Source organism: Psychrobacter sp. AOP3-A1-26 (genome assembly GCF_052378235.1).
Taxonomy (GTDB): Bacteria; Pseudomonadota; Gammaproteobacteria; order Pseudomonadales; family Moraxellaceae; genus Psychrobacter.
In genome coordinates, this window is the sequence record NZ_JBQSXN010000198.1 from 1 (window position 1) to 843 (window position 843).

1 protein-coding gene is annotated in these 843 nt (G+C 43.1%); it reads right to left on the minus strand.

Annotation, left to right across the window (positions count from 1 at the left end; genetic code table 11):
* Positions 1-17: 17 nt before the first annotated feature.
* On the minus strand, positions 18-776 hold the full coding sequence (locus tag ACT3TU_RS14285; RefSeq protein ID WP_101767593.1) for an IS5 family transposase: 759 nt from the start codon (positions 774-776) through the stop codon (positions 18-20).
* Positions 777-843 lie beyond the last annotated feature (67 nt).

Consider the following 843-nt stretch of genomic DNA (forward strand, 5'->3'; position numbering starts at 1 on the left):
TAGGGGCTGTATAGAATTCAAATCAGCGGCAGCCAGATAAAGACACAAGCGAGAATTACGGCAGCCTCATAGCTGGCTTTAAGCTTATCATAGCGTGTAGCAATGCCTCTGAAGTGTTTTAACCTAGCAAAGGCGTTTTCTACTAAATGGCGACAGCGATATAAGTACCAATCTAGCGTATCGTTATTGCTTTTAGAGTTGGACTTAACGGGTATTACTGACTCAGCACAATGTTCAAAGATACAATCTCTTATGTCGCTACTATCATAGCCTCTGTCTGCTACAACAGCCTTAGTCTCTTTTTTGATGGTACTTTTAATTAAAGCGTTGGCCATTTTAGAATCATGTACTTGGCCTCCTGTCAGCGCCACATGAACAGGGTTACCACAAGCATCAACCATGAGATGTAACTTGCTGCTATTGCCAGCAACGCTGGTGCCGATGGCTTCATCACGACAACTGGCAGCGCCTGTACTGTGCTGATGTGCTTTTACCACGCTACCATCTATAAATAACCATTCACTATCGTAGTCTGCTGTCATTATGGACATCAGTTGTTGCCATTTACCCGTTTTACGCCAATAGCGGTATTGATGATATACGGTAGACCACTTGCCAAAGCAGGTTGGTAAGTCGCGCCATGGACAGCCAATACGTATGCGGTACAACATCGCTTCGACTGTTCGTCTTAGATTGGGCTTGTTATATATGTTAATTTGTCGCAATATATCAGACAGCTTTTGCCATTGTTCATCAGTGAGCATGGTACGAGCCATAAGTAACGCCTTTTCTCTTTGTTGTGGTAAACAAGAGTGTAAGGCGTTGCTTATTTTTTTCAACTAT

Excerpts from the sequence above, each read along its gene's own strand:
- ACT3TU_RS14285 (WP_101767593.1), bottom strand. The coding sequence starts at position 776 with ATGGCTCGTACCATGCTCACTGATGAACAATGGCAAAAGCTGTCTGAT.